This is a genomic window from Nitrospira sp. CR1.1, assembly GCA_014055465.1.
Taxonomy (GTDB): Bacteria; Nitrospirota; Nitrospiria; order Nitrospirales; family Nitrospiraceae; genus Nitrospira_A.
Window position 1 is genome coordinate 81,631 of the sequence record WIAF01000010.1, and the last position, 26,849, is coordinate 108,479.

Genomic DNA, 26,849 nt, shown 5'->3' on the forward strand with positions numbered 1-26,849 from the left:
CGACAGCCTCAAGGACAAGAAAGCCCGAATGATACACGAGCCGTCCGTCGTCAACTCCCCACAGTCACCAGATCAGCAATCGCGCACATCCCCCACAGCGCAGTTGTCTTCGGGGGGCGTACTTTCACGCCTAGTCGCCCTGTTCGTGAATCCCTCACAGTTCTTTGCCTCGTTTCACGAGCTCGCCCGTCCCCCCCTCCTGCTCTTGGCGACGCTCTGTCTCGGGATCGCCTCCATGGTGGATCGCATTGAGCAGCACTTGCTTCGGGCGGAGATGGGGGAGGCCGTCTCCGGATGGGCTGAGCTCAGTCCCTGGCTGCTGCATTCCTGGAGCACGCTCTGGGTGGTGCTCGTGGTGCTAGGGGCGGTCAACGTGCCCTTGTTCTGGTACCTCGGTGGTTGGTGGTATCGTCTCCGCCTCAAGTGGTCTGGTGCCACGGCGCTGGATCCCCTCCGGCCACGACTCCTCTTCGTCTATTCCTCCCTCGTGTATGCCCTCCCGGTGGTTCTGGTCATGCTGGGTGAGACCCTCCTCTTTCCCAATTACCGCCTAGCGAGAGACGCGGAGGGGAGTTGGACGCTCATCTTCGTGGTGCTGTCCTTCTGGTCCGTGGTGGTGAGTTACTGGGGCGCAACCCGTACTTTCACCCTCGCGCGGCGCAAGGCGCTGATCTGGTTCCTGCTCCTCCCGTGGACGCTGTATGCGGTGGAATTGGGCCTCTGGATGTGGTTATTCGAGGCCTTCAATGCCGCCGTCACAGAAACGGTGTGAGTGAAAGGATACGGAGTTGGCCGGCAACCGGTTACAGGGTCTTAATCGCGCGTTGTCTTCACCCCTTCATCCGAATAGGGGATCGTCAGAAGCGGCCAAGTTCGCTAGACTGCCCTCTATGGCTACTCCACAACACTTCCGTCCCCGTATCTCTCGCCGTGTTCCGATTCATGGAACCGCCTTCTTTCTGAACCACGACACCCGCGGCCGTGGCTTTGTCTGGAACCTGTCGCCGAAGGGCTGCCGCGTCGATGCCGAGAAAACGGTTCCGGCAGGCACTGAACTGACCATCACGTTGCATCTCGACAAGGCCGAGGACAAGATCCACGTTCACCGCGCGGTGGTCGCTTGGAGCCGCGGGCAAGAGTTGGGGCTTCAAATCCGTGACATTGAGCTCCCTGAGGAGCGCCGCCTGAGTCGGTACCTTCGTCGCGCGCGATAACCCCATGCGTCAGATCAGCCGAATCGAGGACGACCAGACTCACACGTATGCTTGGCTCGTGCGCGTGCAACGCCGCAACCAAGTCCATCACCGTTACTTCAGCGACCGTGTGTATAGCGGGACGCGCCAGGCCCTGGTCGCTGCCACGGCGTACCGAGAGACGCTCCTGCAGACCCTGCCTGGACTGACACGGCAAGAAATCTGCCGAATCAGGAAGAAAAAGAATCGATCAGGAGTGTCAGGCGTGAGTCGGCACGAAGCCCCAGGCCGCACACCGACCAGCCCGCGCATGGCCTACTGGCTCGCGCAGTGGCCGATCGGCGAGGGACGCGCCACGAGGCGCAAGTTCGGCGTGAAAAAGTATGGAGAGGACGGCGCGTATCGTCGGGCACTTCAGGCACGGCAGCAGGCGCTAGGAACGCTCTGACCACCATCTTCTCGCAGGTGTGCTGTGACCTAGTGTGTTCAACGCGAGCGATCCTTCGCGTCGTACTCCTTCTGGTACGGCCTCATGATCCTTGCCCAGTTTCTTGCTTCTGTCACTTGTAGGGTCGTCCGTTGAGATGTAGACCAGTCACTCACTTGAGACGGATTCACGCCGCTGAGTGCGTCAGGTGATCGTCGAGGAGCGTCCTGCCGCTAGTCCTTCCACTGCAGCTGGTTCAACAGATCCGCGAGCCGCACTGCGGCTTTGGTGAGCTGGATATCCGCATTTACCTTGTGCTCTTGTAGATAGGCTCCCTTTGTCGCGGGAGCCACCACTCGACTCTGAACATGAACCGGCGGGTGGGGCCGTTTGGCGTCGAGAATCACACAACCGGAGTCGAGTTCAGAGGGAAAGACTCCCGCCGCGGCCACATGCACGGAATCGGTGGCCCATTGTTCAGGCCAGTGGTGGTAGTCGCCCTGCAGCCGAAACGCCTGGGAGGCAGGGTCTTGCATGCGCGCCTTCAGATGGTCCGCGACTCTCGCTACTGTTTTGTCGGTAGTCTTGCTCACACAGCCTTTGGCTCCCCCCACGACATCCACCAGGCAGTCATCCCAAATGGCGTGCAGGTTTTCATGCGTCGGTTTCGTTGGGCAGGTGGGGTTCGCGAGAAACAGCAATACATTCCCTCCGCGATCGTTCTTGCCATGTTGTTTGGTGACCTCGGTGGGTCCGTCAGCATGGTGGGATGAGAGAGCGTGTCGGCCGCCGTTGAGTAATAGCCGGAGGCCACATGCAGGGGCTGATGGATATCTTCGCTCAGGTGCAGCAGCCAACTAAGGGCTTGAAGCTTTGTGAAGGTGGCTGATTCGGTGCGGCCTTCGAGGATGTCCACACTCTGGTGGATCATGTGCACGACATCCGTTGTACTGGTAAACGGCAGGGCGGGGTCCGCGGGATCCGGATGAGCCAGGTCTGGGTAGTGCGCAGCCCCCGGCGGTAGATCCACGAAGTGCCAATTCGTATTGTCCGGATGGGCCGCGACGAACTGCCGCGCTTCCTCCATTTCAGCCGTTGAAAATCCTGGAATCGTGGCATGCGGGTTCTTCGTCAGCGCACGAATCTGGTCTGGCCAGACGGACAGACGCGCCAGGGTCCCCGGTGGAAGGTCGTTTCCCGTTTCTACAATCTTCGCGATAGATTTTGCCGTCGATGCGGTGAGGTGTCCTTGTACAGCTTCGGCAATCCCTCGGTGGCCCTCTTCTCCCCAGGCACCGACCTCTGAAGTCGTCACAATCACGTACAAGAGTGCGAAGAGTATTATCATGGCTGTTCCTCACGATGAATAAGGGGAATCATGGGTCATGTCCCACGATCTACTGAACGGTGAATCTTCTGCGCGGATCAACACGTTAGAAATTCAGTGTATTATGAAAAACTATGAGTGACGAGTGTATCTCAATCGATACAATGGTGCTGAGTCATCCCAGCTTGGAGAGGTATCCGATCGCTGAGCAGGAAATGCCGCCATCTAGCATTAAAGACTAGATGGCGGCCCAGGTGAGTCGGAGAACAATGTTCGAGGTGCTCTATGCGAATGAGGGATCGCGAAGTTATTTTTTCCCGAGAATGGCATCCTTCGCGGCTTTCGCGATTCGGAACTTCAGGACACGCTTGGCAGGAATCTTGATGGCGTCGCCCGTCTGGGGATTGCGCCCCATTCTGGCCTTCCGATTCTTGAGAACCAGCATGCCTAAGCCCGGTAGCTTAAACCCGTTCTTACTTTCTTTATAGGCCAGCGCGGCCAAGTCATCGAGAATCTGCGTGGCGGCTTTTTTTGTTAGGTGAGATTTCTCCGCGAGGTACTCCGCAATTCCGGCCTTCGTCATCGCCTTTGCCATGCTGTTATCCTCTCAGTGATGGAAGTTTCGCTTTTCTACTGCGTGGCCGAAAACAAGTCAAGAAGTAACGATTTTGGCATTGGAATAGGTGTTCATCCTCAATAGGATTCGAGACAGGCTTTTGTGCGACTGTGCGAGAGGGCCTAATTCGGCGGACAAACCATAGTCCCGTATGTCGATACTTTCATTTGCCGAGTACTATTCATCTTGAACCATTTCCGGAAAGCTCGCCATAAACGAATTCCCTAGGAGAAAAGGGATTGCTTTTCGATCAGAGGGAGTCTGAACCTCAACGGCTCTCCATTCCTCGGTCAAATCCCCAGTCATTTTCTTCTGAAGAATCACAACGAAACGTCGCTTTCTTGTTTTGACAGCAATCCCGACGGTTGGACTTCTCTCATTCATCACAAGGAACTCGACCGTTCCACCACCGTTAATAGCCGTGCAGAATGCACGCCCCAGTGTGCTGGTGTCTGGATGCGAAGAATTCACCGGTTCGTCACGAAGGTGTGACGGAAAATGTTCCTTGTGCAGTTTATTCTCACAATCGGTGTCGAATTTGTTCAGTTTGGAAATGCGTGCGATCTGTTTTTTGATTTCTGTCGTCTTGTCGGTTAGGTTGCCCTGAAGTCTGGAGACCTCAAATTCCTCCCCCAACTCCTGTTTATACTTTTGCAGTTGATCAGCAAAGGCCTCGAGTTTCTCTAAATCTGCTGCGTTGTCTTTCATGGTGTGAATAGACAGGCCAATATGAGCAAGGTCTTTGCAGATGTTGTAAGCACGCACCTTCGCGTGTTGCTCTTCTACGAGTGATTCGCGGCTGGGGTATGAAATCGTTGCTGTGGCATCCAGCCATCTCGTACTAATGTCGGATGGAAATGCTGAAAATGGAGCCGCTTGCTCTACTGCGCCCTTAGCGGAGAGGTCGTACGGATCGGGGATTTTATTGGTAGGACTTGACGTCCTCTCTAGCCTCACATCAGATAATTCGCCTCGTGCATGAACTCTGAAGCTAATAACCACCTGTTTGTCTTTCCCATCGTACGAACGCCTGGTCAAGGCAGGAGATGCAGCAATCTTTGTTGTCATGTCGTTGAGGTATCGAAGTACTGCAGAGTTGTCCACATCACTCGGTTCGTCTGGCGCAATGGCAACGCTAGATATGGGCTTCAGCTTCTGAACTAGGTCGGTCGTTATCGATTGCACACAGCTATTATTGGGGGCAATAGTGTCCCCTCGCTCGCTTGTCTCGTTGACATGTGTGGTCGTTGAGTCGTTGGCTTCGACAGCAATGGGCCCTTGAAGCAGGGCGGCACCAACCGTCAGAGTGAGAAACAGCACAAACGCCTGGATGTTAAGATTCATGGCTTTTCCAATGCATAATGACTGAGGTTGGTGGCTGTTCACTAGCTCTCGGACGCTCACTGTGCCGCAACAAATGTTGACGTCTGCGCTACTGTTTGTAAAGTGAGATTTCGTCTTCCGTCCGATTGACGCCCTCGTAGTTACAAGGAAGGGCAATCGAGACGTTGATGTTTCCCATGCCTTGTCTTGAATTGAGGTTCGCGCGTCATGGTTCTGCTTCTTTGTCCAATAATCCTGCAAGCCCCAACCAAGTAGATATCGCGAAGGAAGAGCTTCTGGTCTCAGACCAGGGCTGATACACGGCAAACAGTAGGACGTTTAGCTACTTGGCGGCATGAGAGTTTGCTGTCAGAATCTCTGCTCGACTCCAAACACTGTGCCAGTACCACGATGCTCTTCAAGCCATTTGAGATAAATGCGCGACCTTCATTGCGGTGCGTAACATGCGCGTCGATTCTGCGACAGCCCCAGCTGTGCACTGGTTGATCAAATTGGATAGAACATGAAGAAATACATCGCTGTCTTTGATGAAACCGGAACCAGCAATCGCCCACAGTCAACCGAGGAATCTGGCTTTGGAGTGGGAGCAGTTCTGTTTCCATTGGAACAGGCTCCAGAATTAGCCCGGATTTCGAAACACCTCGGCTCAATTGTTGGTAAAGAGGATTATAAATACAAGGATGTGCTCCAAAACGAGGCAGCCAGGGAGCTGTTCATCCAGACGCTGAATCGTACAAGTCTCTCCATACATCTGTTCGCGTTCTATGCTCATGGCGCCTGCATGATTCATGAGGGCAGACGAACAAAAGACGCGGCCTTGGCTTATGGGAGGGAGTATAAAGAACGGTCCTCTCCAAGAGGCGAACGATTTGTTCCCTTCGATTCGTTCATCGCCTACATGGCCTCCTGTATCGCAGCCCATGCGGCGACGAATGAGTATGCCGTAGACATCTATTGGGATCGTCGCACAGATCTGGATCAAATCAAGGCATCGTTTGATGAACACATCGCCCGCCAATCTGACACACAAAGATATCGAAATGTGGCTGAGCTTGTGTCGTTTAATGGGCGGGCAAAAAATGACTTGGCGTTGATTACACGTCTGGCCGGGGTCCTTGCCGGCGATGTGTGGAGATACTTTGAGTCCCACGGCACCAAAATATGGACGGCCCTCGACGTCACAGGTTTGCCGGGGGAATATGATCCGCACATGACCGTGGATGATCCCGACGTGACAGGGCCTCCTTGTGTTGCCGTCTTCATGGAACGACTCATTAAGGTAGAGCCCGTGCGGACCTCGGCCACGAGTATGTTGCAGGGGTATTACAAGCGATTCCTAAAAAATGAGAACAAGGAGAACCTAATTTCGTTCGGTGATCCTCATGGACGCCTCGGAATCATCGGGATAGTCAATGGCCACCACTGGAAGATCTATCAATTGCCAGACTAAGAACGCGGCTTCTTTCGCGTGGCACGTGCAGTGCTCATAAGACGTGATAGGATAGACTATCACGAACTACGAATAGGGCTGCCGGCCGTGCATCGAGAGTGACACCGGTCGCAGTGAATAGGCTGGGGGTGAGGATGACTCTGATGGATGATCGGTGGACTCGAATCTGTGACCAGGTTGTCCTGACCTGTGCTTCGCCGCATTCGCAACGCGCATACCGTTCGGCTGCAGCGGCCTACCGCACATGGGTGTCTCGTACGAAGCAGACGCAGTTTTCGAAGACGACGATCCTGAAGTATCGGGACTACCTCAGTCTGCAGAAGAAGCTCGCACCGAAATCGATCAATCTTCATCTGACGGTGCTGCGTCGCCTGGCTCAGGAAGCGATGGACGAGGGAGTCATTGATTCCGCGACTGCGACCGGCATTCTCCGGATTCCGATGGTTCCCAATCGTGGGGTGCGCGCGGGCGTGTGGTTGCCGCGTGAACAGGCGCTACGCATTCTGGCCCGGCCGAACATACGCACGGCCGTGGGGAAGCGGGATTATCTCGTGTTGATGCTGATCCTGCGCTGTGGGCTTCGGCGGGCCGAAATTGCTCACTTGGATGTGAAGGTGGTGCGAGAACACGACGGCCGTTGGGTGCTGGCGAATCTGCGAGGCAAAGGGAAACGGCTTCGCACCCTTCCCCTCCCTGGCGTCGTGAAGAATGCCTGGGATCGGTGGGTCGAGGCGGCCGGGATTGACTTCGGCCGGGTGATTCGGGCGATCAATCGCCATGGGCGTGTGTGGGGCACGGGTGTGACGGAGGATACGATCTGGCGAATTGTCGGACGGTACGCACAGCTGGCCTTGGGGAAACATGTGGCGCCGCATGACCTGCGCCGTACCTTCGGCCGGCTGTGTTATGCGCTTACCAAAGATATGCGGGAGATCCAGCAGCTTTACGGCCACAGTTCCGTGATGACCACCGAGAAGTATCTAGGCGTCGAGCATCACCTCGTGGATTCCGTGACTGATCGCTTGGGGTTGTCGTGAGTTCATCTGAAGTTGAGCCAGGGAGGGGGAGGCGAAGCCGGATACCGGATTATTCGATCACATCAGCGAATCCGCAATCCGCTTCAACCACACGGACCCGCCTGAATGCTCCGCCGTGAACGTCTAAGGCGTGGCAACCGCAGATGTTTATTTTCTATGGATACAAAATAGGGTAACCGGCATGCCCCCTCGATTCCGCCGCGCTCGCTTGTGGGAGGGCTCCAATTCTACTCGTACGTGCTGCCCGAGCGCCGCCGCGATCTTCACCAGCGCATCCAGGGAGAACCGCGACACCCGTCCGCGGAGGAGATCATTCATCCGCGGCTGCGTGACCCCACATTTGGTGACCGCTTCCACCTGTGTTCACTCGTTCACCTCAATGATCTCCGTGATCTGCTGCATGAGACCGGATCGCGCACGCAAATGTGCCGCCTGCTCGGGCGTATCGGCCAATGCATCCCACACACTCTCGAAGCTCTGGACTGCCTTACCCATAGCTCCCTCCTATCAATTCAGCGTACCCTTTCCTTGCCTCCTCGACATCGTGCGGGCTTGCCGCCCGCGTTTTCTTCTGGAACGCATGCAGCACGTATACCGCCTCCGCAAACCGGGCCACATAGATCACACAATAGGTGCCGGACTCGTCCCACACTCGAAGCTCTTCGACTCCCCTCCCCACCGATGGCATTGCCTTGAAATCCGTTAGTTGCTGGCCGTGCTGCACCACTCCAGTTGATAGCCGGTGTCATGTCGAGCATGCTCGGAAAACTGCCGGATACATTTCAGCGAATCCCCGAAAAAGCGCCGTGGTTGCACGGAGGTATTGTACCCATTTGGATATACTTCGGCGACGCCCACGAAGCCCGATTACGTCCAGATAATCGAAAACCCACGTGAAGAATCCTGGACCACCATATCAATGGTTGAGCGCATCCGTTCCACATCCTGCCGTCTATGGGACACCTCAAGAACGTCGACGAGGTGCCTGCGCCCCTTCTCACTGGATCACGTGTTGGTTCCACTTGCAAATTCACCACAAACAGGTGAATATCTCTCCATGATCAAGAGAAATATTGAGCAAGCGATCCACTCGGCCATTGCAGACACGCCGGTCGTGCTGCTCAACGGCGCTCGGCAAACTGGGAAGACCACGCTGGCCAGAGCGATGGCCGAGAAGACCGGCGCGGAGTACTTCACGCTGGATGATGCGGCCACGCTCGCACTGGCAGCGAGTGATCCGGTCGGCTTCATCCGCAACCTGCATGGCCCAGTCGTACTCGACGAAATCCAGAAGGCCCCGGATCTCTTCCCTGCGATCAAAGTCTCCGTTGACAAGAACCGCCGGGCCGGTCGCTTTCTGCTGACCGGATCGGCCAACGTGCTCACACTGCCGCGGTTATCCGAATCGCTGGCCGGACGGATGGAGGTCATTCCCCTCTTCCCGTTTTCAACGGGTGAACTCGCTGGCACGCGCGAGCGATTGGTGACACGTCTGTTTGACGGCACCATCGCCAAAACGAAGCTCACGGCGACCACACAGGATCTTGCGGCCAGATTGACTCGCGGCGGGTACCCGGAGGCCATACAGCGCAACGCAGAGGATCGCCGGTCGGCGTGGTTTGCGTCCTACATCTCCACCATTCTGCAACGGGACGTGCGCGATCTGGCGCGGGTGGATGCGCTGCACCAGCTGCCCAACCTTCTCAAATTGCTCGCCACCCGCACGGCCGGTTTGGCGAATCTCGCCGACGTCGGCAGGGACGCCGGACTGCCGCACACGACCTTGACCCGCTATCTGGCCCTGCTGGAAACGGTGTTTCTCGTTCATCGCCTGCCGGCCTGGTCGCCACACATGGGGAAGCGCCTGGTCAAAGCACCCAAGCTGCATCTGGTCGACACCGGCCTGGCATGCCATCTGATCGGTGCGGACGCCCGACGGCTCAGCGAAGATCGTGCGTTGTTGGGACGGATGCTGGAAACCTTCGTCGTGGGCGAACTTCGCAAACAGCTGTCATGGGCTGCTCCGCACGCATCGCTCTACCATTTTCGCACCGCTGGTGGTTCGGAAGTGGATGTTGTGCTGGAACACGCCGACGGCTCGGTGGCTGGAGTCGAAGTCAAAGTGAGCGCGACCGTGGCGGCCTCTGACTTCGTGGCATTGCAAGCCCTGCGCGATCAACTGGGGAAACGGTTCCGCTCCGGCATCGTGCTCTATGGGGGTGATCATCTCATCCCATTCGGCGAGAAACTCTGGCTCGTACCGGTCCAGGCCCTGTGGGCGCCCTAACCTGCATGATTGGCGTCCTCACCTAAATCTGTGTCACCGCCTCCTCCGCCCCCTCCAACAGCTTCTGCATTTCCTCCACATAAATTTCGGTTGTGGCATAGTGCTTGTGCCGCATCAGCTTCTGGCCCCTGGTCGGATTCGGGTCATTGAGCAACGCAAAGGTGGGCGTCGAATGCCGCAAACTCTGCATCATAATCCCCGGCTTCTTCACCCCGGCCAAGAGGAGTCCCTCCGTAACGATCCGGTTGATCGCCCGCGTACTCAGCCCGGATTCCGCAGTTGATCAGTCTTGATGGAGAATCAGCGGCCAAATTCTCTTGTCGGCACAGGAGGGTTGGCATGCGAACTCGTCGCCCTGTCGCGTCACCGCTCTACCCGAAGATCAGCTTCGCGTGTACCGAGCATCCCATCACGGTGTGGGCCGGTGCGATTCTGCTCCGGCTGTACGTCGAACTGATTGGACTGCGTGCCGCGCTGGCCCCGCTGCTGGTCTCCTTTGCGAAAACCTCCAACAATCAGATTCCCGCCGTGGACGTGCTCCTGGCCTGGTGGTACGGGCTGGCACTGGGCGCCGAGCGGTTCGAGCATTTCACGCGCTACCGCCGCGATCCGCTGCTCCCGCGCTTGCTGGGGCTGCCGCGATTCCCATCGCCCGATACCCTGCGACGCTTCTTCCAGGGCTTCACGTATCGGCACACCACCGAAGTATCGGAGGCCCTGATCCGCTTCTCCTTGCACGCCATGCGGCCGATTTTGCTGGGCCATACGCTGGATCTGGATTCGACGGTCTTCTGTCGGTACGGCGACCAAGCCGGCAGTCTGAAGGGGCACAATCCGGTCATGCGTGGCCGGCCCTCGCATCATCCGTTGGTGGCCTGGCTGAGCGAACGGCGCCGCCTGTTGTGGGCCACCTTGCGGGCCGGGCATGCCGGGACAGCCAACGGCGCACGGGAGTGTCTGGCGCAAGCCCTCACGATGCTGCCTGCTGGGTACCGGATCGGGTTGGTGCGGGCCGATGCCGGCTTCTTCGTGACCGCGTTCCTGGCGGCGTTGGAGGCCCGCGACGTGCCCTACATCATTGTGGCCCGGCTGACGCCCCTCCTGCGCAAGGTGGTGATCTATCGGATGTCGGAGACCGAGTGGCGGCCGGTCGCCCGTGGCATCGCGGTGGCCGAGGCGAGGGCCACATTGCCGGTCTGGCGGGGCCGGACGCGCCGGTTTGTGTGCCTGCGCCAGACGCTGGCGGAGCGCCCCGAGGCCAGCGGGCGTCGGATGCTGGCCTGTCCGGGTTATACGTACCGGGTCTTCGTCACCACCGTGCCCTATGCCGCGGAGTTGGTCACACGGATGTACGCGGGCCGAGCGGACAGTGAGAACCGGATCAAGGAGTTGAAAGAGGACCTGAGCCTCGACACGTGCTGTCTCCAGTCGTTCGACGCCACCGATGCGGCCTTTCGAACCGGCTGTGTCCTCTACAACCTCTTGATGGGGTTCCGCGAGACCGTGCTCCCGTCCTGCTGGTTTGAGCGGCGGCTGCGGGCCGTCCGGGACCTGATCTTTCTGGTGGGGGCCGATCTGATCCCCGAAGCTCGACGCCTCCGGGTGCGGTTCGCCGTCCCTCGCGAGGAGCGGGCCGACTTTCTCACCCGGTTGCGGACTCTGTTCCACGGCCTCCCGATTGCGGCGCAGTTGGACTGGAACCTGGCCGAGGCCACTGACGCCAGTCAGCCCCCAGCTGGACCTGCCGACCTCACCGTGCCAGCGCTCCGATTCACCCCTCACGCCCACGGCGCCTCCCCATGATCGTCATTCAACTGCGGAATCCGGAATAATGTCCTACGAGGCGTCCGGCTAGCGCATGGAGCCCCCACCCCGTCACATTCATGTCCGCCACCGTGTTGGCGAGATCCAGTTGGGCGAGCTGCCGGGCAAGCCGATGAGAGGCGAGTCTGTGGTTGCCCCATGGCTGAATTTCTTCATCGATCATGCCGTTGACCGGTGGATCAATGGACTGAAGGCTGGCTGTGCCTCCTCGGAGACTTCACCCCGGGATTCTAGGAGACCCAACCGATCAGAACCCGCGAGACCTTGTTCGAGTGTCCCCCGAGCGTTCAACCTCATTCTCGGACGTGCAGTACCTGGTATACCGTAAGCTACCACCCATCCCCCTCCGGACGCCTCTACTTTTCCGCCCATTTCTTTCCGAAAGCGCGCGCGAAGAAGGGTTGCAAAGCGGGTACGCCGCTGGTATACCAGGTACTATGTCTACCGCTCAGCCGTCCATCACCTGCGAACGGGCCCCCTCACTGATTGCCTTGTTTCTTGGGGAGCGGGCCGGAGCGATTGCCGCGAGCACCGTCGCGACCTATGCACGAAAATTAACCGTGTTTCATCACTGGTGGCAGGGCCACGAATCATCCACTCCCCTCTCCGAGACGCTCGGGAAGCGGTACGCGCACTGGCTTGCGACGGACATTCTGAGGCCAGCTTCCGCGGAGCCCACACGACTATCGACACGTGAGACCGGGGGGTCGCGGCTCGCAGTGGGAGGGACTCGGAGTAAGCCCTCACAGGGACTCCATCTTTCAGCCGTCCGGCAATGGTGCCTGTGGTTGGTGTCCGCCGGCCACCTGTCCGAGAATCCCTTTGCGGCCGTGGCCGGGCCGCCTCGTGCCCGGTGGTTACGCCATCGCTTACTGACGCGAACGGACCTCCAAGGGTTGCTGAAGGAGTTTGATCAAGACACAACGATCGGCCTGCGGAATTATCTCCTCGCGGCCTTGATGATTCGGACCGGCGCCCGCGAATCCGAACTCGCGGCAGCCAATATCGGCGATCTGACGGAGTATGGAGAGGAAGGAAGCCTGCTGTTTCTCCACAGCAAAGGAAAGGCGAAACAGGAGCCGGTGATTGTGCGACCGGATCTCAGTCCGAAGCTCTGGGGATACCTCCACCATCGATATCCTGACGGTCGTTTTCCACCGTCTGATCCGCTCTTCACGAATCACGATGTGAACCACCGAGGCGAGCGAATGACGACGCGAGGGATGCGGAAACAGCTGAAGGAGGCCTTTACTCAGGCCGGCCTTGCCCGGCCCCATGTGACCGCGCTCTCCCTGCGTTTGTCAGGTGGTGCGCTGGCCTATCGCAAAGGCGCCAGCCCGTCGGAGGTCAAGCAGACGATGCGGCATGAATCCATCCGTACGACCCAGGTGCTCATCGATCAGGTCAATCGCATCCGCTTTGGGGCGGAACGCTACCTCGACGATATTCAATAGCTACCCGCGCCTCCCGCTTCACTTCATTCTGGCAGCCAATCAGCCCTACCCCCGGTTAAATTCCAACAGAGGTACGTGAAGTCCCACAGCGTCTTCGACAAGTCCCAGTCACTCAAGGAGAGAAGACGTTGGTGTGCCATCCCATGCTCACAGCTTCTCCAAACCCGACAGGGTTACAACGTACCTCTCTGCCGCTTCACCCTCCTCACGCATGAACCGCATCCGCAAAAGTCTTCACTTTGATTTTCTTGGCCCGTTCTGCCACCTGGGCGGCATCATACTGGAACTGCAACCGCATCCATCCCTCTGGCGTGCTGCCAAACGCCTTCGCCAGGCGAATAGCCATATCCCAAGACAGGTCCGCGCTCTCGTTCACCAGATGACTCAACGCAGACCGCGACACACCCAGCACCTTCGCCCCGTCGGTCACGCTCAACCCATGCGGCTCCAGACAGTCCACGCGCACCGAGAATCCCGGATGCGGGGGGGTCTTCATTTTTAAAGCCTTCATAACACTCTCCCTTTTCAATGGTAGTCCTCAAAATTCACATCGAGCGCATAGCCATCCTCAAACCGAAAGGTGATACGCCAGTTGGCCCTCACCGTTACGCCCCACTCCCCTTTCCGGCTGCCTTTCAGCGGGTGAAGCCTGTAGGAATGGACGTTCATCTCCTCGATCACCTCCGCCTGGTGCAACCGCGCCAGAATTGCCTTAATCCGGTCCACCATGTCAGCCGGCAGCTTCCGCGGATTGTCCTCCTCGAAAAACCTTTTAAGCCCCCGGTGCCTGAAACTTCCTATCATATTTCAACTGTAGCGTGTAGCGCATCACTCGTCAACAGATTCTTTCGGCCACTCGTTTCCCCCTATCCGTCCATCGCACCCGCACCCGATCGCCGCTCCTATGGCAATTGTGTGAGCCGTTTTACCCGCCCTTTGCCTGAAAACCCGCTTTTCCGCTCTTCCGGTTCCCCTGCCATTGCTCTGAACACGACCCGATAACAGGCAGCCGGCAGACTTTTCTTTCCGATGTCCGTTTCCCGTTCTTGTCACCTCTCCCCTTGAAGCCGTTTGTATTCTCCCTCCGTGCATCCTTGCCCCCTGCCACGCGCGGGCGCTTGTCGCGTCAACAGGAAGCCTCGGTTCCCCCTGAAGGTCTCCCCCAATTTTCCTGTGTGACGCTGCGCCCTGGCGCATGGCTTTAATGGAGGCATGCCCGCAAGGGAAAACACAAACCAAGGAGAGAACACTATGACAAACGAAAAACCAAAAACCACCGCAAAGAAGGCCCCGGCCTTCGTGATCTACGAAGTCGTCAACCGCAACGGCAAGAAGTACTGGAACCGCGTCGGCGCAGCTTTCAAGCACGGCAAGGGCGACGGCCTCAACCTGGTCTACAACAACGGCGCGCGCCAGGTGCTCATGCCCCCGAGCGACCAGACGGTCACGGAAACACTTCCGACCGCAGAGGAAATCCTCCGCGAGGAAGCGATCCAGGGAGCAACACTCGCCGAAGGGGAGGCCGCGTAAGCGGTCTCCTCCTTTTTTTCACAAGGAGAAACATCATGGAAAAACGCTACGAAGTACAGACCTGGACGCTCTGCGACGGCTGGATCAATACCTGGTCCGTCAGCGAAGAGACCGCAGACAACATCTTCACGGAAGTCCCCGAAACCTTCACAACCCGCAAAGAGGCGCAGCAGGCGCTCGATGAATTCCTGGCCGACATTCAGGACGAAATCGACGCCGGCCAGCGCGACCCCGAGGACGGCTATGCCCGCGTGGACTTCAGGATTGCAGAAGTCCCGCTCGCCCTCCCCCCCGGTTAAATTCCAATAGAGGTACGTGAAGTCCCACAGCGTCTTCGACAAGTCCCAGTCACTCAAGGAGAGAAGACGATTGGCTCGCCCCCAAATTTGGGACCTGTTGAGGAGGTCAATTTTGGGAGCCGGATTCCAACGCTATCCCGTAGCTGTTCGTCAGAAAAATCATATTCGCCCAGCAGGTTCAGGTGCCGCCAGACCGCTGCCGAGCCGTGGGCTACCGCATCGAGCAAGGCTTCGCGGTCGGCGGGCTCTGTGGTCTCCTCCAGCTTTTGGGACAGATAGAGATAATTCCAGCAGATGATACAGTTCTTGATGAGCCGTTTGCACGCTTCCTCCAGCTCCTGGTCTTCTTCCTCCGCCTGGAGAAACTCTCGCGGGTTGCCGACCGAGATAGCCCGCGTGAAGCGGTGCACGTGTTCGATCCGGTCCAGCTGCTTTTCGATCGCTTGTCTCAACACGGGATTGTCGATGACCTGGAGAATAACCAGTGATTTCGGGACTTGTCCAAAGGCCTTCAGTGCCCGATACAGCGCGTGCTGTTTCGAGTACGAGTTGAGCCGGCGGAACAGATCCGAAGCCGTCACTTCCTTCAACTTAATGGTGGCAATCAGGCGCAGGATCTCGTCCCAGTGCTGAATCACCATCGCGTCATCGGCGTAACCAGCGGGTTTGATCGTCCAGGAGGAACGATCGGGCCTCTTGGTCCTAAAGATGTAGCGCCGCTGGCGTTTGAGGTTTTTGAAGCGAGGCGCGTAGGAAAAGCCGAGCAAATGGCTCACGGCGAAGACCATCTCGCTGAACCCGAAGGCGTCGGTCGAATGAATATCACTGTGGACGACCTCGTTGTGCATCAGTCCATCGATCACGTAGGCACTTTCCCGCTCGGCCGCGCTGAAGACGGTGGAGTACCACAGCACGTCTCGCTCGTCGCGGAAGGTGTAGGCGGCCACGCCTTGTTCTTTGCCGAAGTATTTGAACGAGTAGTTGGCGTGCAGCGACTCGACGCGCACCTCGAATTGCTGCCCATCACTGGAGGTATGGAGACGATCCGGCACGCGGCGCATCAGGTTCGGTAATTCCAATTGGTCCATCAGGCGTACGACGCGATCACTGGCCGCCTGCAGACCATCCAGGGTGAAATGCCAGTTCACCGTATGCTCCAATTCGTCTTCATTAATCCCGCGGGAGATGCGCATCATACGGCGCAGGCCAATCGCGCAGCCGATGCCGATGATCCCCGCATAGATGGTGGCGTCCGAGGGCTTACCACGGTGGTACCGCTGCTGCGGGGGTTGCAATTCGTCCAGGTAGTGAGCGAAGCGGTTCGCCGTGGCGAGCACTTCCACCAATGGCACGACGTGGTGCTCGGGAAAGTAGTGCTGTAAGGGCTCTGCATCGTGCTCTTCTTGCTTGGGTGTGGCGAGGCTGAAGTCGCCGGTCTTCCTGACGGTGATGTAGGGATTCTTCCCCTCGGCAATCTTCTGATTGGTGGTGAGATATTGCTGGTATAAGGCCTCGTCGAGTGCCGTGAGCACCTTGCGGGGCTCGACGAAGCCCTCCAACCCTGCCCGTTCGATCAGCTGCGGTTTCTCGCGCCGCCAGCGGGCGCGGTCGATCAGGTAGTCATCCAGAGGCCGGTATTTGTAGGAATGTTCCAGGTTCAGCGCACCGGATTTGATTCCGCTCTGCACGTGCTGGAAGAGCAGCGCCTTGTAGAGAGAGACGCGGAACTTGCCGTCTTTGTTGACGGCGGCCCGCTCCTTCGGATCCACGAATCCGGTCGGTGCCGATTGATCCACCGCCCCGTCCTGGTCTTTGAACTGCTCAATGGCCTCCACTAATTTCCGGGCGCCGGGCTCACCCTGAAAGGTCAGTGCCCTCAGGACCGGGCTCACGCGATTCTGGATCCAGACCGACTTCGCCTCCAGGATTGTATAATAATCGTCCTCGCCCAACTCACTGACCAGCGACGCCTTGAGTTCGGCCACGGGATCGTCCTCGAGTAGGCGGCGGGTATCGTGCGCGGCGAGCAAGGCCCGGATGCGGGTCACTTTTTCCGCATCGCTAAGTGCCCGATCCTCGGCAATACTGCCAATGGTGGTGAGAGTTCCGACGACCCCGTGTTCCAGGCTTGCGAGGAGAATCCTCAGTGTGTCGTGCTGTTGCTGATGGCGGGCGTAACACTGCTCCTTGTGCGCACGGCGGGCGCCGTTCTGAAAGCTCCGCAGACTGGCGAGCAGCCCATCGACCAAATTGTCGTGAAGCCTGTAGTACTGATGCGCGATGAAGGCCACCACGTGCAGATAGCGATCCGGATCATCCCGACGCGTGATCTGAAAGATTTCCGCCCGGATCACCGTGTGAGCGTAATACAGGATCCCGCGGGGTTTGAGCGCGAGGGTGTGAAGCACCCGGCTCAGTTGATGGTACAGGTCTCGAACCAGGCTACAATCGGTCACACGCTCTTTGACCTTCGAGGGGTTGGTCGACTGCGAGAGCTTCTTCATTAAGGTGAGCTTGTAGGCACTGGTTTTGCCGGGAACGGTCTCCTCCGCGCGCGGTTCCTGCGTCAGCAGGTCGTCCAAGACGGATCGCGTCGCCGGGTCCAGCGTCCGTTCAATGGTACCTGCCAGCGTTTGACTCTGGGTCTTGATTGCACGCAGGGTATGAGCGGCTAAGGGGAAATAGCCGGGGACTTCAATTTTCTCGCGAATCAGCACCTCGACACACCGCCAGAAGATGACCTTGGGCTTGAGCTGGGACCGTACCAGACGCGCGATTTCTTCAGCAAGGACAGGACGGCCGTGCGGGTGGAAGGGCTTGAAGCCGTAGACGCTTAGGATACATGTCCGGTGCCGTGATGAGGTCTCCTTGGGATAGCGCACGAGGTGGGTCCCGCCCAGCCGCAGGCCTGTCCGCCTGGCAACGTAGTCAACATCCCGCCGATGAAATGTCCGCGACGGGAAGAAGCGCTTGCTCGCTTTGAAGTACCCGCAACTCAGGAGAAAGCACAGTTGATTGGCAGGCGTGCGCAGGCTCGCGGCCGCCTGCTGGATGGTGTGAGGGAAATCAAAATAGTGCTGGCGCTGAAAACTATTGAACATCGGGGCTGACTCGAAGGCTTCTCGCTCAACAGTGTGCAGAATATTCATTCGCGGCACGGCAAGCCTCCCGTCACGTTCGTGCCGGGCTATGAACGGCCGAACGAGCGCCTCTCCAGCACGAACGAGTCTACAAAGCGCCGTCGCATAGTAGCGCAGATGGTACGGGAGCCTGGATGACAAAGATATGATGCCGTGTCAAAACGTGTTGGGGCAGGGCTCGCGGTGGGCTCACGCCCACCTATATTGCATAGCGATGGGTCGGCGTTGGAGGGGGTTTTCTGTGGGACTTTACGTACTTCTGTTGGAATTTAGCCATGCCGGGGTTTTGCCTCACGTCCCAATTCCGCTACCCAGCGCAACAGGACAGCTTGCTCACATCCTTCTTGAACGTCAGCGCAGCCAGTTTGAGCCCTTCGACCATCGTCAGGTATGGATGAAACGTGTCAGCCACGTCCTGCACAGCCAGCCCAAATCGGATGGCGAGGGTAGCCTCCTGAATCACCTCACCTGCTTCGGCTGCGAGAACGTGTGCGCCCACCAATCGCCCGGTTTCTTCCTCAGCGACCAGCTTAATAAGGCCTTTGGTATTCCGGGACGCCAGCGCCCTCGGGACATGCTCAAGCGGTAGCAGCGAGGTTTGCACGCGAAGCCCTTTCTCCCTCGCTTGTCGCTCGGTCAGGCCGACGCTCGCGATCTGAGGGTCGGTGAAGGTGACGTGCGGCAACGCCGTGAGATCGAACACCTTGCCCACGCCGCTGAGCGCGTTCTCGGCCGCAAGACCGCCTGCATAGGCGGCCACATACACGTACATCGGATCGCCAAGGCAGTCACCGGCTGCGTAGATATCGGGATTGGCTGTCTGCAAGTGCTCGTTCACTGTGATCTCGCCTTTTGACCCTAATGCGACTCCGGCGTCTTCCAATCCGAACCCGCTCGTGTTCGGGCGGCGCCCAGTCGCAACCAGCAAGCAATCAGCCCGGCAGACCTCCGGCTTTCCGTCGGTCTGGGTGTGCACGAGGTAGCCTCCATCTCGACGCTCGACCTGACTGATTGTGACGTTCGTGCAGATCCGAACCTTCTCCTCTTCGAGGTAACGAACGAGTGCTTGCCCGATCTCCGGTTCCTCCGCTCTCGCCACATGTGGTCCGCTTTCCAGCACCATGACTTGGACACCGAATCGGGCAAAGAGCTGCGCAAACTCCAGCCCAATGCTGCCTCCCCCGATGATGATCAGTGACGCAGGAAGCGCCTCCAGGTTGAGCGCCTGCTCGCTAGTGAGAAAGCCGGCTTCGTGAAGTCCCGGTATCGGCGGCGCCCAAGGCGAAGAGCCTGTCGCGACCACGATCTTCTCCGGCTCATAGACAGTGCCATTGACGCGCACCTGGCGCCCGCCCAGAAGCGTGGCGTCTCCTTTCAGAATGGTGATGGTGGGATACACAGCCGCCACGTCCACATACTTGCCTTGACGTAACGCGGCCACGAGCTCGTCCTTTTGCTGCACCACTCGTTGCCAGTTCGAGGGAGACGGACAAGCGGTCAGCCCTTCGAATTGCGGATAAGCGGAGTGATAACAGAGCTCAGCGGCCTTGATGAGCGTCTTTGATGGCACACAGCCGATGTTCACGCAGGTGCCACCAATGGTGTCTTTTTCGACGATCGCGACCGTGACGCCCAGCTCGGCAGCTTTGATCGCCGCGGCAAAGGCCGCTGAGCCGCCGCCGATCGTCATTAGATCGTAGTCCCGATGTTTCGATGACGGAACAGTGCGAGTCGGTTCCAATTCGCGCCGCTCAACGACCACCCCGTGGTAGCCGGAACGCTGCACAGCCTCCAGGAGCGCGCGATCCGTCACGTCTGGTCCTGCCACGACTGTGGCCAGCCCTACACGCCAGGCGCCGATTTGGACGTCTTCCACTCCAGGAACGGCCTTCAGCGCCTGCGTGACGTGGCACGCGCAGCGTTCGCAGGTCATGCCTTCCACGCGCAATGTCAGAAAGGATCGGTTGCTCATACGATACCTCCGTTGTCCGTGAGGGGAAATGGAAGTTGAGGCGAACCCTTAATGAGGCCGACTGAATTCCACGTTCACCTCTTTGCTCAAATAATTGACCAGCACACCCTGCTTCTCATAAGCGAGCACGGCCCCCATGACGTTTTCGTCTCCCACCGCTTCCTTGCCGAGGATTTTATGGTGATGTCCGCGCGGATCGCCCTGGGCGTCGAGCGCAGGCTCTGAAGGCAGAACCAAAATGTGGCCATCGTGAAGCCACAGCACCACGAGGAAAAGCGCGGCGAGTGTGCTCGCAAGAGACCTCTTGCACCACATGGTCGCGCCCACGTTGAAGCCTCCGGTCACCGGAGCCTCTACTTCAAGAAGTGCCCGAACCAATTCCACCCCCCACTCTGTTCGCCAGCCTTGGCCGTGAGAGTGCCGTTCGGAACCACGCTGGCCCGATAGGAAGATAGGATGCTGCCTGCACTCGCGACGGCTTGGACCAATTGATCGCGGGTGACTCGACCGGGCTCGATTCCGACGATCGCTCCGCCGCGGGCATAGCTCACCTCTGCTCGGTTCACGCCCGGCACGGCGAGCAGCGCACGGCGAATGTCCTTTTCGCAACTGGCGCAGGTCCAACCCTCAATCTTCAGGGTCATCACTTCTCCGGCCTGGCTTGCAGACGCGCCGGCCTTTTGAGGAGAGGCCTCTGCCCCAGTTCCGCCCCAGAACATACTCCCCATCACGATCCAGCTTACGAGAAACATGGTCGTCTTCATCAGGTTCACCTCTTTCTATGTGGCAGCGTTCTGCCTGCTCATGATCCTGTTGCAAGCTCCAACCAATAGGGTGCGAGTATCAACGCGACCGCAAGGCCGGCGATGATCCAGAGCAGCCATCGATTCGGACGAAAACCTGACACCGGCACACAGGCCTGACAAGATGCCTCACCGAGCGTCGGCTTTCGGTACGCCAAATAGAAACCGACGCCCAGAAGCACCGCTGTCAATCCTATGAATAGTGGTCGGTACGGCAACAGCGCTTTGAGGCCCCCAGCCGTGTTGGCCAGAAACCCGGTGGCCCCCACACCCACGCCCAGGGCGGCAAAGACGACTGGTCCGATGCAGCAGATTGACGCGAGGAAGGCGGCCAGCAGCCCTCCGGTTGTGCTGACCGTCATCGCGGCGTGTGGCGTCTCAGGTGGAGACCCCGTTGTGCCAAAGGACGACACCGCACCAGGTCGCGGCCTCAGGAGATCCTCAAAGATCCCCTTGCCCAGGTAGAGGGCTTCCCCCACACTCAGCACGTGACCATCCTCCTGTGGTCGTGCCTCCCGCCAGGCGGTCGCATGCCCCGGTGAACAGAAAAAATCTAGTGTGGGGCAGATCGACGCCGCCGCGTGCCCGCGGTACTCGGTTCCGACCCAGACCACCGTCTCAGCCGGGATGCAGGACTCGATGCGCCGGTCTCGCACCTTGGTGGCCACCGGCATCTCGCAATACGCACAGGACGACTCGATCATGAACGAGATGCCCAGCGCATCCACAGCACAGGGAGCGTAGATCGGCTTTTCCGAAGGCCGGTCCAGAAACTGCACAAGATGTTTTGTCGGAATCGTGGAAAAGGGGTATGCGAGACGAATCTCACGAGAGTCGGAGTCCAGATAGAGCAGATCCTTTTCATGCAATCGTTCTAGGATGGCCGACACGTCACCCGGCTCGTTCAAGCCAAGCGCCTTCGCGATTTCATGACAGCCAAGCGCACGCCCCAGCAAGGGATACTGCGTGAGGATATACTGCCTGACCGCCTCTTCTCGCGGGCTGAGCCCTGCTCGACGAAGCCTCCATCCCAGCATGGACTCAGTCCTGCTGAGGAGTCGCGTGGTCGTCTCGGTCGCAACCGGCCCGGTGGCCCCTCTGTGTTCTACACTCTCTACAGGCAGTTGCATCCTCGATTTCCTTTTCTTACGAACGTGCGACGGCTTGATCGCCGCTTGTGCGCTCGGCAGCCGCCTGTTTCTCCGCCTGGCGTACCTCCCCCAAACAGCATCGACCCGACGGATTCTCCACCTCACAGCGGCAGTTCCCCGCCTTAATCTCGGCTCGAATGCGGGGCGAGGCCGAGGACCCTCCGGTCCGCTGAATTTCTTCGCGGATCATGCGCTCCGTCACGCCGAAGCAATAACAGATCGGGACCGGATCCTCCGTCTCCTTCAGCCCAACCCGCACCCGGACTTGCGCCTTCCGGAGCTGCGTTCCATCAGCGGCGGAGTACACGACCGGGCAGTGCGGAGTCTCACAGAACACATACTGGCAGCCATTCACCATACCCAGTGCCTCGGGTTTGAGCAGGGCCTGAACAGTGGTCCGATCGACTGGTTGGCCTTCGCGGCCGCATTGAGGACACAGCAATCGAGCTCCTGGTTTCGTTGGCTCCGCAGGCGTCTTGCAGCAGTCCGTCATCCGTTTTTCCTTCTCCCCAAACCTCGTCGCTCCCGACTCTCGGATTCATGGGGCATGTAGCAGGCACTACCCGTGTCTTGCTGCTGACGGGTTCCTGCATACACGGCAAGACTCAGGAATACGGCTAGAGCCGGAAGGAGCACGTAGTCCAGATAGCCGGTGATGGCCCCCAGTCCAACCACTCCCAACAACACCACTAAGATCGGCGTCAAGCAGCACAGGGCGACGAGGCCGGAGCCGATCAATCCTATCCACAGCAGCCGCTTACGCTGGGTCTCTTCCATCCGACCCCCTTTTATGATTGACCGATGCCCGCCGCCCTCAAGGTGTGAGCCGAGAGTGGCTCCCGTCGGCAACAGTCCAGTAGCACGCCATCGACTGCAATAGCCGGGACCGCGGTAATACCATAGCGGCTGCCTTTCTCCCGGCATTCGTTCTCGTCGCAGCCCTCTCGTAAGTCATGTATCTGCACGTCACAACTGGGGCAGGCCAGCGACTGCACCAAGTCGACGGCGTCATTACAAAGCGGGCAGCCAGCCGTGAATACCTCCACACGGCGTTTTGTAGTTGTCATGGTCCTCCTTCTTCTCTCCTCAACGGGTGATGAGATCCCGTGCTTCCCCGGCGGGTCGGATAAGCGACAGTCAATGGACTCCATTCCAACCACGCCCACGGCGGGTTCAGCATGACGCAAAGACAAGACGTCCACTCCTTCCCAGATGATGGACATACAATGCTCACTTCTGCCTTTGGGCGGATCTTGATGTTCGCGTGACGCTCGCCTGCAGGCTCTTGAGAATCGGACAACGATCCGTCGGCTGCCCGGCCCGGCAGTCTCGAATCAGGCTCCGAAGCGCCCGGGCGAGCGCTTGCAGATCCCGCACTTTCGCCTCCACGTGCGTCAGCTTGGCTTGCGCTCGTCGTTGTACATCACCGCAGCGCGCGGTCGACGTGACGCTGAGCTTGAACAGTTCGGCGATTTCTTGCAGGGTGAAGCCCAGTGCTTGAGCGTTCTTGATGAACCGAAGCCGCTGTTCTTCGTCTTCGCCATAGATCCGGTATCCCGACGGTCGGCGCGCAGACGGACCAAGCAGCCTGCGCCGTTCGTAGTACCGCACGGTCTGGATATTGACGCCAACCGCCTTTGCGAGTTGCCCGATGGTGCAGCCAACTGTCATCTTCTCACCTCCGATGAGACTCTACACCCTGTACCACGGTACTGAGTCAAGAGGGCACGCGTTCTTTTTTTCATTCTTCCTCCCGTAAGCCTTCTCTTGCACAAGCGTCTCTTCTCTACCGCTTCGACGGCAAAGCGATCGGGCGCGTCAACATTGTAAGCCAGCTTACAGAAGCCGCGTGTCTCTCGCTGTATGCTCCTATCGAGATATCCACCTATTACAAGAGCACGTTCGATCGTGAATAGGAATGGTTGATACATAGGGAACGTCTGATTAATTCGCGTTTGCGCTGAGCAATCCATTCCTCGGGTGGTCAACCAGGGCTACTGGTATGGGACTGCGCTGGTCCGGGAGCGTCGGTGCGGGGTTCGCCCACCGTCAGGTCGCCCGCAACCCCGTTCGCACAGACGCTCGCTAGGCCTCCGCCAACAGGCGCCGGCGAGCCACGTACAGATTCGCCAAGCCGCAGCTGATGAACAGCCAGTGGGTATTCTTCGCCAACCCACGGTACCGGACTGTGGCCCATCCAAAGATCCGCTTGATCACCAAGCACACATGCTCGACTTTGGCGCGGACCTTCGACTTCGTGCGATTGCGGGCACGCTCGGCCTCGCTCAAGGGCCGATGGCGATGGGCTTTCGTCGGGATGAAGCTCTGGGCATCGGGGGCGTGGTGCCGGATCACGTCGCGTTGCCCGCTGTAGGCGGCATCGCCCCACACCCGTGTCTCCTGCCCATGCAGCAGGTCCGGCAACACCTGGCTGTCATGCACATTCGCCGCCGTGGCCGCGACCGAATGGATCAGTTTGGTCCGACTATCCACGCCGATATGGGCCTTCATGCCGATATACCACTGGTTCCCCTTCTTGGTCTGATGCATCTCGGGATCCCGCTCCTTCGTGCGATGCTTCGTCGAACTGGGGGCCGCAATAATGGTGGCATCCACGATGGTCCCTCGGCTCACCTGCAAGCCTTGCGTGACCAACTGCTCTCGGATTCGCACAAAGAGTTGTTCGCCCAGCTGGTGGGCTTCCAGCAGGTGGCGAAACTTGCCGATCGTCGTCTCATCCGACACCGGTTCGCGGCCCAGATCAATGCCGACGAATTGCCGCATGGCCCGTGAGTCATACAGCGCCTCCTCCACCGCTGGATCCGACAGGTTGAACCACTGTTGCAGACAATGGAGGCGCAGCATGCGGTCGACGCCCACCGGCGGACGCCCAGGGCCCTCGGCCTTGGGATAGACCGGCTCGATTACGGCCACCAATTCCGCCCACGGCACCACGCGGTTCATCTCGTCGAGAAACCGCTCCCGGCGGGTGGGCTTGCGATACTGCTCAAACGAGACCTCGGCAAACGTCGATTGCTGCATGGGGGCGCCTCCTCAATCGTGTTGCGCTCCCGTTAGCACATCGCGAGCGGAGAATAAATCAGACCTTCCTTAGATAGTGTCGTCACGAGATGTTGAGCCAGAGGACGAGGCATCTGATTTGGATGGCGGCGAGGAAGGACTTGCTGTTTTTGGCGTATCTTGTTGCAATGCCGCGCCATCTTTTGAGCATCAGGAACGCATTTTCGATGAGGTGGCGCAATTTGTAAAGGTCTTCGTCGTAGAGCCTTTGATGGATGCGGTTTTTCTTTGGTGGAATGACGGCGTTCATGCCCTGGGCAGCGGCCTGTTCAATGATCGCATCGGTATCATAACCTTTATCGGCGATGAGATACTCGGCATCAATGCCTTCGATCAGCTTTGAAGCCTGCGTGCAATCAGCGGCGGTACCGTGCGTAATAATAACTCTGACCGGCATACCAAACGCATCCACGGCCAGATGCAGTTTGGTGTTAAGCCCCCTTTTGTGCGGCTCATGTCCTGATTGCCGCCTCTGGCGCCTGCGGCATGAGGGTGAACCTTGCAATGGCTGGCGTCGATCATCAGCCATTCGTAATCAGGCGCATCGATCAGCACTTCAAGCAGCCCTTCCCAGATGCCCTTGTCCCGCCAGCGGATGAAACGGCGGTGTGTGTTGCTCCACCCACCGTATTCCGGCGGCAGATCGCGCCACGGCGCGCCCGTTCTCAAAATCCAGAAGACCGCATTGATAAACAGGCGGTTGTCCTGGGCAATGCCTCCCCAGACGCCCTTGCGCCCTGGCAGATGCGGCTCCAAAAGCGCCCATGTTTCATCGGATATATCGTGACGGCGATAGGCGGGATGTGAGTGCTTCATGCGGCCTCCTTCTCTGACCCCATGATTCTCTCATATCCCGAATCTCGTGACTACACTATCTAGTGACCGCAAGCGAGGGGACAGCCGACTCGTGTTCCAGCCTCAACCGATCATCGGGGCCTTGAACAATACCCAATTGGAGTTGAGTAGCGATGTGTCGACGGACCCGAGGTCGGTCGTGGGGGATGATAAATCTGGCAACCTCACGGTCGGCGCGCTGTATAACTTCAATACCGAGACCCTGAACCTGCTGGCCTTTGCAGCCCGCGTGCAACTGGGGTTTCCCACCGGTGTGAATGCGAAGGGTGTCGATACGGCGGTGACCGGGGTCATGACGCGCTCGTTCGGGCGATGGCGGACGCACCTCAATGTGGGGTATACGTTTCTCGGATCACCGCAGGGCCAGGAACGGACTGGAACGTACCGGGTCGTGGCAGCGGTGAGTTATCCCCTCGGGTATCCCACCAGCTTTCGCGATACCATCATTGCCAACGTCTTCACCCGTCAATCTGATCTGGTGGGCCAACGGAATCCGACCGGAATCGGGATCGGCCTTCGGCATCAGGTCAGTTCGCGAGTCGTCGCCGATATTGGGATCGGGAGTGAGTTATTCGGACCGGCGGATCGATCCGTCTTTTTCAGCACCCTTGGGCTGTCGGTGGGATTCTGAGAGTGGAAAAGCTTCCGGCACTCACACATTTTCGAGCTCTGAGTTTCCCTCGTGGCAGTGGCCCTGCTGGACAGCGAGGGCCGTCGGTCCTCGTCAAACAACAACAGACGGTGCTATTTGCATCGGTCGTCTAACTGCATGGTGTTTCGCTCCACCGCGCGGAGAGAGGAGAAACCTCGGGTAGTCATAGGCCTCAAGGCAAGTCATCATCACTACTGTGTCTGAGCCACAGCGTTTCAGGTGGAAGTGGGTCGGATCGCCGCTCCAATGCCGGTGGGATGGTCAATATAACGGCGTCCACTCTGCGTAATCCCGTCGGATATGTCGTCACGCGACGCTCAGAGCTTCGCCGGTTGATAGAATACGGGGTGCAGCAATGATAGGCCCCTGTAAGGATGGCGTTGATTGATGAGGGCAGAGAACTGTGC

At 58.6% G+C, this 26,849-nt stretch carries 28 protein-coding genes and 3 pseudogenes; 11 read left to right on the top strand and 20 right to left on the bottom strand.

What is annotated here, in order from left to right:
- The first annotated feature begins 28 nt into the window (after nucleotides 1-28).
- The 3 genes from GDA65_16150 to GDA65_16160 all read left to right on the top strand — a co-directional run bounded on the left by GDA65_16150 (nucleotide 29) and on the right by GDA65_16160 (nucleotide 1,641).
- Nucleotides 29-772, top strand: coding sequence for a hypothetical protein (locus GDA65_16150; GenBank protein ID MBA5864226.1), 744 nt, complete (start codon nucleotides 29-31; stop codon nucleotides 770-772).
- A 118-nt stretch (nucleotides 773-890) separates the two neighbouring features.
- Nucleotides 891-1,214 carry a hypothetical protein gene (locus tag GDA65_16155; protein MBA5864227.1) on the top strand — a complete coding sequence of 108 codons (324 nt, stop codon included), beginning with the start codon at nucleotides 891-893 and terminating at the stop codon, nucleotides 1,212-1,214.
- A 4-nt stretch (nucleotides 1,215-1,218) separates the two neighbouring features.
- Entirely contained in the window at nucleotides 1,219-1,641 is a 423-nt protein-coding gene (locus GDA65_16160) for an AP2 domain-containing protein (GenBank protein ID MBA5864228.1), read from the top strand.
- Nucleotides 1,642-1,853: 212 nt separating this feature from the next.
- Here GDA65_16160 and GDA65_16165 read toward each other — a convergent pair whose 3' ends face one another.
- The 4 genes from GDA65_16165 to GDA65_16180 form a co-directional block, all read right to left on the bottom strand.
- Entirely contained in the window at nucleotides 1,854-2,477 is a 624-nt protein-coding gene (locus tag GDA65_16165) for a hypothetical protein (protein MBA5864229.1), read from the bottom strand.
- Nucleotides 2,210-2,968 (bottom strand): hypothetical protein, encoded by a 759-nt coding sequence (locus tag GDA65_16170; GenBank protein ID MBA5864230.1) that lies wholly within the window; start codon nucleotides 2,966-2,968, stop codon nucleotides 2,210-2,212. Before GDA65_16170 ends, GDA65_16165 begins: the two co-directional genes overlap by 268 nt.
- A 286-nt stretch (nucleotides 2,969-3,254) precedes the next feature.
- Nucleotides 3,255-3,542, bottom strand: coding sequence for an HU family DNA-binding protein (locus tag GDA65_16175; protein MBA5864231.1), 288 nt, complete (start codon nucleotides 3,540-3,542; stop codon nucleotides 3,255-3,257).
- Nucleotides 3,543-3,740: 198 nt separating this feature from the next.
- Entirely contained in the window at nucleotides 3,741-4,907 is a 1,167-nt protein-coding gene (locus tag GDA65_16180; GenBank protein MBA5864232.1) for a hypothetical protein, read from the bottom strand.
- A 502-nt stretch (nucleotides 4,908-5,409) separates the two neighbouring features.
- Here GDA65_16180 and GDA65_16185 point away from each other — a divergent pair.
- Nucleotides 5,410-6,357: a hypothetical protein gene (locus tag GDA65_16185; GenBank protein ID MBA5864233.1), complete on the top strand. Its 948-nt coding sequence runs from the start codon at nucleotides 5,410-5,412 to the stop codon at nucleotides 6,355-6,357.
- A gap of 134 nt (nucleotides 6,358-6,491) precedes the next feature.
- Nucleotides 6,492-7,394 carry a tyrosine-type recombinase/integrase gene (locus GDA65_16190; protein MBA5864234.1) on the top strand — a complete coding sequence of 301 codons (903 nt, stop codon included), beginning with the start codon at nucleotides 6,492-6,494 and terminating at the stop codon, nucleotides 7,392-7,394.
- A gap of 147 nt (nucleotides 7,395-7,541) precedes the next feature.
- Here the strand turns inward: GDA65_16190 and GDA65_16195 are convergent.
- Nucleotides 7,542-7,889 (bottom strand): annotated as a pseudogene (locus GDA65_16195) (XRE family transcriptional regulator).
- Nucleotides 7,882-8,210: pseudogene (locus tag GDA65_16200) on the bottom strand (type II toxin-antitoxin system RelE/ParE family toxin). The pseudogenes GDA65_16195 and GDA65_16200 overlap by 8 nt, the downstream one beginning before the upstream one ends.
- 241 nt (nucleotides 8,211-8,451) lie before the next feature.
- Between GDA65_16200 and GDA65_16205 the strand changes: the two are divergent.
- Nucleotides 8,452-9,681, top strand: coding sequence for a DUF4143 domain-containing protein (locus tag GDA65_16205; GenBank protein MBA5864235.1), 1,230 nt, complete (start codon nucleotides 8,452-8,454; stop codon nucleotides 9,679-9,681).
- A gap of 339 nt (nucleotides 9,682-10,020) precedes the next feature.
- Nucleotides 10,021-11,484 carry an IS1380 family transposase gene (locus GDA65_16210; protein MBA5864236.1) on the top strand — a complete coding sequence of 488 codons (1,464 nt, stop codon included), beginning with the start codon at nucleotides 10,021-10,023 and terminating at the stop codon, nucleotides 11,482-11,484.
- Between the two features lie 22 nt (nucleotides 11,485-11,506).
- On the opposite strand, the pseudogene GDA65_16215 reads toward GDA65_16210, so the two are convergent.
- Nucleotides 11,507-11,617: pseudogene (locus GDA65_16215) on the bottom strand (peptidase).
- Between the two features lie 325 nt (nucleotides 11,618-11,942).
- Here GDA65_16215 and GDA65_16220 point away from each other — a divergent pair.
- On the top strand, nucleotides 11,943-12,959 hold the full coding sequence (locus GDA65_16220) for a tyrosine-type recombinase/integrase (GenBank protein ID MBA5864237.1): 1,017 nt from the start codon (nucleotides 11,943-11,945) through the stop codon (nucleotides 12,957-12,959).
- Between the two features lie 205 nt (nucleotides 12,960-13,164).
- Here GDA65_16220 and GDA65_16225 read toward each other — a convergent pair whose 3' ends face one another.
- Together GDA65_16225 and GDA65_16230 are read right to left on the bottom strand one after the other, a co-directional pair.
- The gene (locus GDA65_16225) at nucleotides 13,165-13,470 is read right to left on the bottom strand and encodes a HigA family addiction module antidote protein (GenBank protein ID MBA5864238.1); all 306 of its coding nucleotides are present in this window, start codon (nucleotides 13,468-13,470) and stop codon (nucleotides 13,165-13,167) included.
- Between the two features lie 14 nt (nucleotides 13,471-13,484).
- Nucleotides 13,485-13,763: a hypothetical protein gene (locus GDA65_16230; GenBank protein ID MBA5864239.1), complete on the bottom strand. Its 279-nt coding sequence runs from the start codon at nucleotides 13,761-13,763 to the stop codon at nucleotides 13,485-13,487.
- 447 nt (nucleotides 13,764-14,210) lie between these two features.
- On the opposite strand from GDA65_16230, the gene GDA65_16235 reads away from it, so the two are divergent.
- Nucleotides 14,211-14,489: a hypothetical protein gene (locus tag GDA65_16235; protein ID MBA5864240.1), complete on the top strand. Its 279-nt coding sequence runs from the start codon at nucleotides 14,211-14,213 to the stop codon at nucleotides 14,487-14,489.
- Between the two features lie 35 nt (nucleotides 14,490-14,524).
- Entirely contained in the window at nucleotides 14,525-14,788 is a 264-nt protein-coding gene (locus GDA65_16240) for a hypothetical protein (GenBank protein ID MBA5864241.1), read from the top strand.
- A 53-nt stretch (nucleotides 14,789-14,841) separates the two neighbouring features.
- On the opposite strand, the gene GDA65_16245 is transcribed toward GDA65_16240, so the two are convergent.
- From GDA65_16245 to GDA65_16295, 11 genes are all read right to left on the bottom strand, one after another.
- Entirely contained in the window at nucleotides 14,842-17,946 is a 3,105-nt protein-coding gene (locus GDA65_16245) for a Tn3 family transposase (protein ID MBA5864242.1), read from the bottom strand.
- 289 nt (nucleotides 17,947-18,235) lie between these two features.
- Nucleotides 18,236-19,900: a mercury(II) reductase gene (gene merA / locus GDA65_16250; protein MBA5864243.1), complete on the bottom strand. Its 1,665-nt coding sequence runs from the start codon at nucleotides 19,898-19,900 to the stop codon at nucleotides 18,236-18,238.
- A 48-nt stretch (nucleotides 19,901-19,948) separates the two neighbouring features.
- The gene (locus GDA65_16255) at nucleotides 19,949-20,284 is read right to left on the bottom strand and encodes a hypothetical protein (protein MBA5864244.1); all 336 of its coding nucleotides are present in this window, start codon (nucleotides 20,282-20,284) and stop codon (nucleotides 19,949-19,951) included.
- A complete protein-coding gene (locus GDA65_16260) occupies nucleotides 20,254-20,664 on the bottom strand; it encodes a hypothetical protein (protein ID MBA5864245.1) in 411 nt (136 codons plus the stop codon). The genes GDA65_16255 and GDA65_16260 overlap by 31 nt, the downstream gene beginning before the upstream one ends.
- Nucleotides 20,665-20,702: 38 nt before the next feature.
- Nucleotides 20,703-21,833 carry a hypothetical protein gene (locus GDA65_16265; protein MBA5864246.1) on the bottom strand — a complete coding sequence of 377 codons (1,131 nt, stop codon included), beginning with the start codon at nucleotides 21,831-21,833 and terminating at the stop codon, nucleotides 20,703-20,705.
- 16 nt (nucleotides 21,834-21,849) lie between these two features.
- On the bottom strand, nucleotides 21,850-22,347 hold the full coding sequence (locus GDA65_16270) for a hypothetical protein (GenBank protein MBA5864247.1): 498 nt from the start codon (nucleotides 22,345-22,347) through the stop codon (nucleotides 21,850-21,852).
- On the bottom strand, nucleotides 22,344-22,631 hold the full coding sequence (gene merF / locus GDA65_16275; GenBank protein MBA5864248.1) for a mercury resistance system transport protein MerF: 288 nt from the start codon (nucleotides 22,629-22,631) through the stop codon (nucleotides 22,344-22,346). Before merF ends, GDA65_16270 begins: the two co-directional genes overlap by 4 nt.
- Nucleotides 22,632-22,642: 11 nt before the next feature.
- On the bottom strand, nucleotides 22,643-22,921 hold the full coding sequence (locus GDA65_16280; GenBank protein ID MBA5864249.1) for a glutaredoxin: 279 nt from the start codon (nucleotides 22,919-22,921) through the stop codon (nucleotides 22,643-22,645).
- Between the two features lie 163 nt (nucleotides 22,922-23,084).
- Nucleotides 23,085-23,525 carry a MerR family transcriptional regulator gene (locus GDA65_16285; protein MBA5864250.1) on the bottom strand — a complete coding sequence of 147 codons (441 nt, stop codon included), beginning with the start codon at nucleotides 23,523-23,525 and terminating at the stop codon, nucleotides 23,085-23,087.
- Between the two features lie 414 nt (nucleotides 23,526-23,939).
- A complete protein-coding gene (locus GDA65_16290) occupies nucleotides 23,940-24,896 on the bottom strand; it encodes an IS5 family transposase (protein MBA5864251.1) in 957 nt (318 codons plus the stop codon).
- Nucleotides 24,897-24,978: 82 nt separating this feature from the next.
- Nucleotides 24,979-25,751 (bottom strand): IS5 family transposase gene (locus GDA65_16295; GenBank protein MBA5864252.1). Its coding sequence is split into 2 segments (ribosomal slippage): nucleotides 24,979-25,385 and nucleotides 25,385-25,751, totalling 774 coding nucleotides; the frame shifts between segments, so codons are not numbered across the junction.
- Between the two features lie 34 nt (nucleotides 25,752-25,785).
- Here GDA65_16295 and GDA65_16300 point away from each other — a divergent pair.
- Nucleotides 25,786-26,421 carry a hypothetical protein gene (locus GDA65_16300; protein ID MBA5864253.1) on the top strand — a complete coding sequence of 212 codons (636 nt, stop codon included), beginning with the start codon at nucleotides 25,786-25,788 and terminating at the stop codon, nucleotides 26,419-26,421.
- Nucleotides 26,422-26,849 lie beyond the last annotated feature (428 nt).